2 protein-coding genes are annotated in these 1167 nt (G+C 42.2%); one reads left to right on the forward strand and one right to left on the reverse strand.

All coding sequences use genetic code 11. The annotated features are described in order from the left end of the window. A partial coding sequence (locus BU200_RS10540) for an IS3 family transposase (protein ID WP_142237004.1) occupies positions 1 to 242 on the forward strand: 242 nt, incomplete at its 5' end. A gap of 221 nt (positions 243 to 463) precedes the next feature. Here the strand turns inward: BU200_RS10540 and BU200_RS10545 are convergent. Next, on the reverse strand, positions 464 to 976 hold the full coding sequence (locus BU200_RS10545) for a Cna B-type domain-containing protein (RefSeq protein WP_158015178.1): 513 nt from the start codon (positions 974 to 976) through the stop codon (positions 464 to 466). Positions 977 to 1167: the final 191 nt, after the last annotated feature.

Raw genomic sequence — 1167 nt, forward strand, 5'->3', positions numbered from 1 at the left:
ATTTTACAACACAGGCTGGCATCACTCTATCCATGTCACGAGTTGGGAAATGTATCGACAATGCACCAATTGAAAGTTTCTTTGGGCATTTCAAGACAGAGTCTTATCATCTCAAGAAATACAAGACCTATGAGGAGCTAGTCGCAGATGTGGAAAGCTATATCCAGTTTTACAATACACAACGTTATCAAACTAAATTAAACAACCTGACCCCTTGGGAATTCAGGAATCAGGTTGCTTAATATCTTTTATTATTTGACTGTCTACTTGACAGGGAGCAGTTCACTGATTTTCTGTGTTTTACTATTTGGAGAGTTTTTCTAATCTTTGGAAAATTAGATTAGTTAAGCTAAGCTCCTCCAGGTTGGACTGAACTCTACCCAGAATCTAAGGGGCGTGGAAAAATTCAGCTCTTTGAAAGGGCGATTCTTCCCACTCTCGCTTAGAGAATCCTATGTTCGTCCTATCTACCTCTCTTCGCCAGATAGATAGCAAGTCCTGCTAGCAAGACCAATCCGACGACAAGTAGTCCTACGCTTGTGGTACTGTTTGTAGCTGGAAGGACTTTCTTATGACTTGGTTTAGGATTTCTTGAGGTTTCATCTTCCTTAGGCGCAGGAGGTGTTTCTTTCGGAACATGACTATTGGTAATCAGGGTGCCATCAATCTGGGTGGTATAACCGGGCACAGCCTCTTCTTGAACGGTGTAGTCAATGAGCTTGCCATTCTGGTACTGGTCTAGATCCTCAAAGCTATACTTCCAACCGGTAGCCTCTGATGCTACTGCTGTTTTTCCGGTATCGACACCGTTGGCAAAGAGGTGTACGGTGATACTGCTCGGACGAATGCCATCTTGGTTGTCCGCATCATTCCAGACCTTAGAGCCTATCAGTGTTATTTTCTTTGGGGTGTAGCTATTGGTAATCGTGTAGTTGGTGCCTGTCGCTGTGATGCTAGATGTATACTCTGCTGTCACAATTTCTTCCACACTATAAGGGGACCTCTAAAAACTTCCTAAATTTCCCCAAAATGAGATAATAGAATAAAAAGTAATGAGGAGAGCTGTCATGCATTTATTCACAGACGATGAAAAAATCTTGTCAAAACTATCAGAGAAAGGCAATCCCTTAGAACGTTTGGATGCCGTTATGGATTGGAATATCTTTC

This window comes from Streptococcus acidominimus (assembly GCF_001921825.1).
Taxonomy (GTDB): domain Bacteria; phylum Bacillota; class Bacilli; order Lactobacillales; family Streptococcaceae; genus Streptococcus; species Streptococcus acidominimus.